7 protein-coding genes are annotated in these 8,663 nt (G+C 41.9%); 3 read left to right on the top strand and 4 right to left on the bottom strand.

All coding sequences use genetic code 11. The features are described 5' to 3' along the window. A partial coding sequence (locus RDN79_RS16275) for a hypothetical protein (RefSeq protein WP_308573275.1) occupies positions 1–270 on the top strand: 270 nt, incomplete at its 5' end. Here RDN79_RS16275 and RDN79_RS16270 read toward each other — a convergent pair. The 4 genes from RDN79_RS16270 to RDN79_RS16255 all read right to left on the bottom strand — a co-directional run bounded on the left by RDN79_RS16270 (position 260) and on the right by RDN79_RS16255 (position 4,146). Continuing rightward, complete coding sequence (locus RDN79_RS16270; RefSeq protein ID WP_298550100.1) at positions 260–883, bottom strand: outer membrane beta-barrel protein; 624 nt, start codon at positions 881–883, stop codon at positions 260–262. The genes RDN79_RS16275 and RDN79_RS16270 overlap by 11 nt on opposite strands. A gap of 7 nt (positions 884–890) precedes the next feature. Further along, positions 891–1,937, bottom strand: a complete 1,047-nt coding sequence (locus RDN79_RS16265) for a DUF4848 domain-containing protein (protein ID WP_298550098.1) — start codon at positions 1,935–1,937, stop codon at positions 891–893. Positions 1,938–1,955: 18 nt separating this feature from the next. Next, positions 1,956–2,309: a DUF3244 domain-containing protein gene (locus RDN79_RS16260; protein ID WP_298550096.1), complete on the bottom strand. Its 354-nt coding sequence runs from the start codon at positions 2,307–2,309 to the stop codon at positions 1,956–1,958. A gap of 151 nt (positions 2,310–2,460) precedes the next feature. Next, positions 2,461–4,146 carry a hypothetical protein gene (locus RDN79_RS16255; protein ID WP_298550094.1) on the bottom strand — a complete coding sequence of 562 codons (1,686 nt, stop codon included), beginning with the start codon at positions 4,144–4,146 and terminating at the stop codon, positions 2,461–2,463. Positions 4,147–4,676: 530 nt separating this feature from the next. On the opposite strand from RDN79_RS16255, the gene RDN79_RS16250 reads away from it, so the two are divergent. Continuing rightward, positions 4,677–5,543: a two-component regulator propeller domain-containing protein gene (locus RDN79_RS16250; RefSeq protein ID WP_298550091.1), complete on the top strand. Its 867-nt coding sequence runs from the start codon at positions 4,677–4,679 to the stop codon at positions 5,541–5,543. Continuing rightward, positions 5,530–8,601, top strand: a complete 3,072-nt coding sequence (locus RDN79_RS16245; protein ID WP_298550089.1) for a hybrid sensor histidine kinase/response regulator transcription factor — start codon at positions 5,530–5,532, stop codon at positions 8,599–8,601. The genes RDN79_RS16250 and RDN79_RS16245 overlap by 14 nt, the downstream gene beginning before the upstream one ends. Positions 8,602–8,663 lie beyond the last annotated feature (62 nt).

The raw sequence follows: 8,663 nt of genomic DNA, 5'->3' as shown, positions 1-8,663 counted from the left end.
ACTTATAATATAGACTTTTATTTTTTAAGCTGTGCTCTTTTATTAATTAAATACACAAAAAGTAACCATACAGCAAAAGTGAACAAGACCCTTCCAAATTTCATAGGCATGCAGTGGTTTTCCCGGACGATCCGGAGGCAAACAGGCAAACGTTTCTGGTGGGTGCCGGAGAAAAAGCCTTTTCCCGTTTCAAAAAGACGAAACGGAAAGGAGGGCTTTTTCTGCCGATGTGGGAAAAAGGGCGGATTATTGTTGTCTTTTATTTGGTAACAAACGGAATGTACACCGATAACATCAAATCGGACAAATGCCCCCGGCGTCCGAGTGCCGGACCGTCGTTGAAGTGCTTCAGCGTGTTCAGGCAACCATATTGATAGGACAGTCCTAATTCGCAATGTTTGCTCAACCGGTAGCCGACTTTGGCCATTACGGAAAGGTCGAATACGGTTTGCGGTTGTACATACAATGTCGGAACTGCACTTAATCCGAAATGGAATTTGTCGGTGAGGCGATAATTCCAACTGGCGGCAATGGGGATCGGCATGATAAATTCATTGAAGCTTTTACCGTTTTCACTTGTACCATAATTTCCATCCCCGTCTCCTTCAAAGAAAGGAGAATATTGGTATGTGCTCATTCCTTGGAATCCGATCGTAGCATCCAAGTCAAAAAAAGATTTATGTTCAGGCAGGAAACGGACGCGGTATCCGACCATGCCATTGCCTTTCAAATCATGGTTATAACCAAGATTGGATGTGTTCCAATCTGATTTACGACTGTCCTGCATCGGGAAACCGACACCGCCACCGATCAACAAACCGTGCTCGGTTTGAGCGAACACGGTGGTTGAAACAAGTAAAAATAAAAATAAAATCTTTTTCATGACATATTTACCAATTTTTATTATAACTTAATTTTGATGTGCCTTTATTTTCTTCGGGAATTTCATTTGACCAGATTGACATTTTTCCATCAAATAAAAACCTTGTAAAAGGTCCAACTGCTACTGATGCTGAAGGTTTCGCAAGTTCTGTGAAACGTCCAACTCTCATATCGTTTCTTTTATCATAAACTTCTGTATCAAGACGACCTCCTGTTTGAATTTTAAATCCAACGTTATAATAAGCTTCAAAAGGACTACTTGAGTTTTTTATTTCATAAGTGAGTATAATTGTAGCATGGTGTTTTTTCCACAAAACTTTTTTCTTTTGACTGAGATAATCAATTTCGTTGTAGATATAATTTGTACCTGAAATTGATGTTGGTAAAAAATGCCATTGAGCTCTTATTTTTACATAATCACCTCCAGATATTTGATATTTGCTTTCTGCTTCATTTGTACTGTTTGCTTCGGTTGTTGCTGTATTTTCTTTGTACGTCACTATTGGTGAGCCAAAGAATTCTTCTAATGTATACATAGGACATTTTGCAACACTATCTCCAACTAGAAATAGACCTTTTTTATTTGCTAATTTTCGATAGATGGTATTTTTTACTTTATAATTGGCAATAAAGTCTGTAGAGTCGTAGGGGTTAAATATGAATACATCATTATATTTCTGTTTAAACTCTGCTATTTGCTGATAAGGCCAAGGCTGACTTGGATCTTTTTCGTATGCGTCGACAATTGCTTCTTGTTCTTTATCTGCCTCTTCCATCAATTTTTGTTGGCTGATAAAATTAAATCCGGAGAAAAAAGCTTCTATTTCTTCATTTGACATTTCTGCCAATTTGGAAATTGTCTCGTTATATACGGAATCATTTTTGAATTGAAAACAATCTTCTCCATTATAATTCACGATTTGAAAGTCCGCATCATCTACAAATGCTTTTGTTGTTATCTTGCCTTCTACATTAGAAAGATCACTTTCCATCTCATTGTTACATGAGATCATAAATAACGAACAGACTGCTGCACTAAATAAAATTTTCTTCATTGTAATATTGATGTTAAATTAGATTTCACCATAAACTAAATTTTTCCCGTCTGTAATAGAGACTGTAGAACCTTCCTCTATTTCCTCATCCAAAGAAATGCCAACCGAAGGTTTCGTCACTACAGATTGGTTATACACTACTTCTCCCATTGAATTTGTCACAGTCACTTGAACTGTTCCTAAATTATAGGAGAACTCCAACAACAAGTCTTTGTTGTTGTCTTCAAGCCATCCGCGGATGGGGAGTTCGGAAGTGGATGTTTTAACCCGTTTGTTAAAATTCCCTTTGAATTCAACTTTCTTTTTTGCAAAGCAAGGAAGTGAAATTGTCAAAATCAACATCAGACTCCCCAATTTCTTAATTGTATCCATCTCTTTTTGTTTTTGAATTTTCGACAAAGGTGCAGGTTTGTTTTGGAAAAGGCAAAAAATGGTCAGAAGAGATATGGATAAGGACCGATTTATATGGACATTATTTGTAATGTATTATTTATCAATAAAATATAGAATAAGAACATGAAGGCTAAACCGCTGTATTCTCCGATATTTTTTGGATAATAAACTCACAAATACCCGTTTTTGAATTGGTCAGTTTTAATGCTTGGCGAGTTCTGAGCCTGCGCTTATTGGCTGAATCGGGATTGATCCCTAAAAGTATGGCTTCCGATTTTATACTGATATTCAGGAAGCTAAGACAGCAGGTTTCTATTTCGGCTTTTTTTAGGAGTGCACACTCTTGTACGGCAGCCTGCCAGTTCGGACATATAGAGTCAATTTGTTCTTTCAAGTTCTCCCAGTCTTGTTCGGAAAGCATTTGTCCATATTTTTCTTTGCTGTTCAAGTGCTCTTTCAGTTTCAAGAAATGGGTTGAATGTTGTAATTTCTCATATTTCAGCAAAAAAACTTCTTTTTGGGTTTGGAACAACTTTTTGCGGATTTGTATGTATTCTTCTCTATCTGTTCTGGTTGTAGATATCTCTTTTTGCTTGATTTCATTTTCCAGTTTGGACAATAATAGCTCTTTTTCGTCCAGCAGTAACTGTTGCTTGTTGATTTTGTCTAATCTTTTCCGGTCTTTATACAGATAAAACGAAACACCGGTTAAGCCGGCTATAAAGATAAATCCGATTAATGAGCGGATGATGGAGTATAACTTTTGATTTTGTCGAATGACAGTCAGTGAATTATGCCGTTTTTCAGCATCGATGATATCGACCTGCTTCTGTTGGTCATACAAACTATCTTTTGCCTCGTAACATTGTTCAAGATACTGGAATGCTTCCGAGATATTGTCTGCTTCTTTTTCGATCAGGTAGCTTAGGTATAAATGGTCGGATAGTGTGTATGGATTATAGGTCGGACGATTTGCCATTTTTGCGTAATAACGAGCGGAATCTAACCGGTCATAATTATAAAACAGTGTACTTAAAGAGAGATAAGTAGGAGCATTATCTATCGTGTCATAAGCCAGACTCCTGAAAAAACAGGACTTTGCCTTGTCTATTTGATCCAAGTGGTCATAAATATTTCCTAATCCGTTTGCAATTGATGCTATTCCTATGGAATCATTCATCCTTGTAACGATCGAATCCGCTTGCAGCATCAGGTCAAGTGCAAGAAACAAAGAATCGTCGAATACCCACGTTATGCCGATATCGCGCAGAGCGAACGCATAACTTCTCATATTATTTGCTTTTTTGAAGTACTCGGTAGCTTCTTCATATTTCCGCCGTTCTTCGGAACGCTGCCCGGTGTAAGTGTACAAGTCTGCCATATAGCTGCAAATATATCCTGCCACATTATATGAATGTTTCTCTTTTGCCAAATCCAACGCTTCCGAATATACCTTTGTTGCCGGGATGAAAAGTTTGTCTTCCACATACGAACGTCCTAAGTAGAGGCCGATCCAAGCTTGTTGCTCTGCCGTCCCGTGGCTTTTATACCAGTCTAAGGCACGGTTGAGTTGTTCGGTGTAAAGCATATCCTTATACAGCTTATCCGCCGCTCGGCAAAACAGCATGCACCAACGGGCGAACTGCCGTTCGTTCAGTTTGTCCGGCAGTTCGATATTCTCCAATATGGCGTATGCGCTATCCGGATTTGATGTCAACAGCGTTTCCGCCCGATCCATCTGTTCCGAGACTGCCTGATTTTCTCTGCAAGAGAGAAGGAAAAGGAATAAGAAGATGAACAAGAGTATATTTTTCATAGGCATAAAACTGTCGTAATATTATTCTCCGCTATAAAGATATGCAAAGTAATGCAATATCTTTTGAATATCAATGAAAAATGACAATAACCCTTCTGAAATGGCAATATCGAATAAATCTCTTCATTGATAGATGTTTACTTAAATTGCTTGTTTGTTAAAAAATATTACCCTTGCATGTAATTCGGATTATATGGGGTAGAAAACCGAAATAGATGCGGTAGTAGTTTCGATTTGGACTAACGGCTTTTGGGGGAATATGACAATAAGGGTAAAGGCGTAAGGAAGAAAATTCCGGGTGGATCTTTTGTCGGATCGGCAAAAGCCCTCTATCTTTGTAAGATTGAAGGAAAAGATATGTCTGAAGGTCGCCGGTTAATAGTAACGATTAATAATCATCCCGTTTTCGGTCCGCTGCAACAGTTGACTGATGAGGAGTGGAGGGAACTGATATGAAAAAGCTGCTATTGTTGTTGTGTTTTGTATTCATACACCAAGTGGTCTATCCTGTTTATTTTAAACATCTTGGTATGAGCGACGGTTTGTCGCAGGTCTCTGTTATGTCGATTTATCAGGACCGTCTGGGACGCATGTGGTTCGGTACGCGTGAAGGTGTCAGCATCTATGACGGGGAACGGATGCGGGTGTATAAAGGCTGGGAGAACCTGGACCCGGAAAGTTCCATAAATGTTTTGCTCGGACATGAATGCGATCATCTCACCGGAAACAGGCAAGGGGATATTTTCTTCAGGACGTGCGATTCGTTGGTAAGGTATGATATCCGGGAAGAGAAATTTTATGTCGTCGGCGGTTGTAAGGCGAAAACGGTTACTTCGGCAAATGGTGACATATGGACGGGCTATGAAGATAGGGTCTGCCGGTATGACGAAAAAGGGGATAGCCTGCAACTTTATGTGAAGACAAACACCCCCGGCATATCCGGCCTGCTGATTTCGGAGAAGAAGATCTGGATCGGGACGTATGAAGGCTTGTATGTGATCGGGGAAGATAAAAAAGTCCGTTGTCTGATTGACGGACCTGAGTTTTACCGCTTATTTGAAAGCTCTACGGGCGAGATATGGGCCGGTTGCCGTACCGGCGGCTTGTACAGGATCACGCAAGACGAGCGGATCACCTGGTATTCGGAGAGCAATCCCGCACCTTTCCATATCGAGAACAGCCAAATACGGAGCTTTGCCGAAGACCGGTTTGGAAATATCTGGTTCGGCACTTTTATGGGACTGCATAAATATAACCCCTACACGGACCGGTTTACGGTATATCAACAGGATCATTTGCCGGGTAGCCTGTCGCACTCTTCCGTTTTCTCTGTTTATAATAGATGCGCAGGAAACGATATGGGTCGGTACCTATTATGGAGGTGTGAACTATTTTAATGCCGAAAGGGAAATATTCGCCCATTATACGGATAACCCTTTGCGAAAGGAATGCCTGAATTATTCGTTCGTCGGGAATCTGGCGGAAGATAACGATGGCAACATCTGGATTTGTACCGAAGGAGGCGGATTGAACTTCATGGATCGCAAGACACGAACCTTTAAGTACTTCACTGCCGGCCATCGCAATTCCGTATTGCAGAATAACCTGAAGTGCATCGCGTATGACGGGAAACGGAACCGCTTGTATATCGGCACGCATCACGGAGGACTTACCCGTTACGATATAAAGACCGGTATTTTTCATAACTACCTGGACGATTACAGGGAAGGAGACATAAAGCCGGACGGCATCATTTTCCACACGATGATTCATAACGATAAGTTGTATGTAAGCGCGATGAACGGAACCTTTGTGATGGATCTCGATACGGACCGGTTCCAATGGATATGCAGGAATGCCCAGAGCTTTACGATCGACAGGGAAGAGAATCTATGGATTCTGATCGGGACTTCCTTATACAGGATAGAGCTGGCCCGTCCGGACAATCAGAAACATTATGCTCTGCCCGGTTATGGAATCCGGTTCGAACCGAAACGGATCATGACTACCCGTGACGGGGATATCTATTTCGTGGTTTTGGGAGGCGGCCTGTACCGGTATGACGGACAGACCGATTCCTTTGTCCATTATTCGCAGGAAAGCGGACATCTGTTGAGCAATTATTGTTATAATGTCGCAGAGACCAATTCGGAAGAATTGCTGGTGACCAGTGACAAGGGAGTCACTTTCCTGAATCCTTTCAGCGGAAGTACCCGGTTTGCGACGTTGGGTGCGAACTTGCCGATCACATCCATTGCGGATGGCTGCGGCATTCTGGTGTGCCGGAATAATGAACTTTTTGTCGGAGGAAATGACGGACTGACCTCTTTTTACCGGGAGGATCTCGATAAGACGGAAAAGAATTACTCCTTATATTTTTCAGAGTTGTATATCCATAATAAGAGAATCTATCCGGGAATCGCTTCGGGAGGCATACTGGAGGAGGCTTTTCCTTTCAGCAAATCGATCCGGTTGAACTACAAGCAAAACAATCTGATTATAAACTTCGCTACCACCAATTATATCGATATCCAAAAGAATAATGAATACCAATACCGGTTGGTCGGTTTTGACGATGATTGGGTTTCCACCTCTTCTTCCAGCATTTATTATACGAACCTGGATCCCGGCAAATATACATTGCTGGTCCGTGAAAAGAATCTGTCCCAACACTTGATGAACCGCCGTGAAATTTCTCTGGATATCCAGATCGCCCAACCCTGGTATAAAACGGGTTGGGCGTGGACACTGTATGTCCTGACTGTTTTTACGATCACTTATCTGACTGTACGGATTCTGAATGCCCGGCGCAAACTGGCGCTGTCCCTTGAAAAGGAACGGGAAGAGAAAGAGCGTAACGAGGAGTTGAACCAGGCGAAACTACGCTTTTTTACCAATATCAGCCATGAGTTCCGGACGCCGCTGACGCTTATTATCAGCCAGATAGATATGCTTTTTCAGAGTTCTTCCCTTCCTCCGACCTTGTATAACCGGATTATTAAGATCAGCAAGAATGCCAACCGGATGCGGAATATGATTTCCGAATTGTTGGAATTCAGGAAGTTAGAGCAGAATTATGTCTCATTGCATGTTTGCGAACAGAACCTGATTCCATTTCTGAAAGATATTTATCTTTCTTATTGCGAACTGGCGGCACAGCAATCCATTACATTTGATTTTCATCATGCAGAGGAGAATCTGTTGTTATGGTTTGATTCCAATCAGTTGCAGAAAGTGTTTTATAATCTTTTGTCAAACGCTTTCAAATATACGAAGCCGGGAGGTACGGTTGAATTGCATGTATCCTCGGATGAAAATGAGGTCCGTATGAAAGTGATCGATACGGGTATCGGGCTTTCGGCAGATGACGTCTCGCATATCTTTGACCGCTTCTATCAGGCCGAAAACGGGAAACAGGTAGCGGGGGCCAACCCCGGTACGGGGCTGGGACTGGCTTTAAGCAAGAATATCATTCATCTTCATCATGGGGATATCGCGGTCCAGAGCCAGGTCGGTTATGGAACGATATTTACAGTCACGCTATTGAAGGGAAAGGTCCATTTTGAAAATGACAAGAATGCGATTCTTCTGGAAAGCCCGGACGAACCGATGATTAAGGAAGAATCTTTGGCGGATTCCATTTCCCCCGAAGAATATGAAGAAATGGATAAAGCTTTTCCGGGTTTGAAAGCCGGCGCTTATAAAGTTCTGATTGTGGAGGACAATGAAGAGCTGCTACAGATATTAAATACGCTTTTTGCCCCTTTCTATCAGGTTATATTAGCCGGGAATGGGGAAGAAGGATTGCGGAAGGCGAATGAGGAAAAGCCGGATCTGGTTGTCAGCGATGTCATGATGCCCTTGATGAGTGGCATGGAGATGTGCATGAAAATCAAGAATAATATCGATTTGTGCCATATTCCGGTCGTCTTGCTGACGGCTCTCGATTCTGTCGAGTATAATATTGAAGGGCTTCAACAGGGAGCGGATGATTATATCAGCAAGCCTTTCCATGCAAAAGTATTGTTGATGCGCTGCAATAATCTGATCCGGAATCGTTTGTTGTTGAAGTCCCGGTTGACAAAACAGGTTGACTTTGATGTGCAGTTGCTGGCTACGACCTCATTGGACCAGCAGCTTTTGAACCGGATTGTGGAGATCGTCGATCAGCGGATGGGAGAACCTGACTTTGATATCAATGCGCTTGCCCGCGAACTGAACATGGGGCGTAGTTCGTTCTTTACAAAAGTCAAGAACCTGACCGGAATGACTCCCAGCGAATTTATACAAAACCAACGCATCAACCGTGCGGCAACCTTGTTACGGGAACGGCCGGATTTGTTGGTGAACGAAATATCGGACCGGTTAGGATTTGCCTCGACTGTCTATTTCAGCCGATGCTTTAAGGCGAAGTTCGGAGTATCGCCTGTTCAGTTCAGGAAAAAAGAGGAGTAAGAACCAGATAAAACTGCTAATGGTTTATATTCAAATAGTTAAATCTTCTATTTGGACTGTGT

The organism is uncultured Parabacteroides sp. (genome assembly GCF_902493135.1).
GTDB lineage: Bacteria > Bacteroidota > Bacteroidia > Bacteroidales > Tannerellaceae > Parabacteroides.
The sequence above is the reverse complement of the archived record's forward strand: the minus strand, read 5'-3'. Positions and strand labels throughout refer to the sequence as shown.

Bases quoted from the DNA above. Each gene is read 5' to 3' on its own strand.
- RDN79_RS16270 (WP_298550100.1), bottom strand. From the start codon at position 883: ATGAAAAAGATTTTATTTTTATTTTTACTTGTTTCAACCACCGTGTTC.
- RDN79_RS16250 (WP_298550091.1), top strand. From the start codon at position 4,677: ATGAGCGACGGTTTGTCGCAGGTCTCTGTTATGTCGATTTATCAGGAC.
- RDN79_RS16255 (WP_298550094.1), bottom strand. From the start codon at position 4,146: ATGAAAAATATACTCTTGTTCATCTTCTTATTCCTTTTCCTTCTCTCT.
- RDN79_RS16260 (WP_298550096.1), bottom strand. From the start codon at position 2,309: ATGGATACAATTAAGAAATTGGGGAGTCTGATGTTGATTTTGACAATT.
- RDN79_RS16265 (WP_298550098.1), bottom strand. From the start codon at position 1,937: ATGAAGAAAATTTTATTTAGTGCAGCAGTCTGTTCGTTATTTATGATC.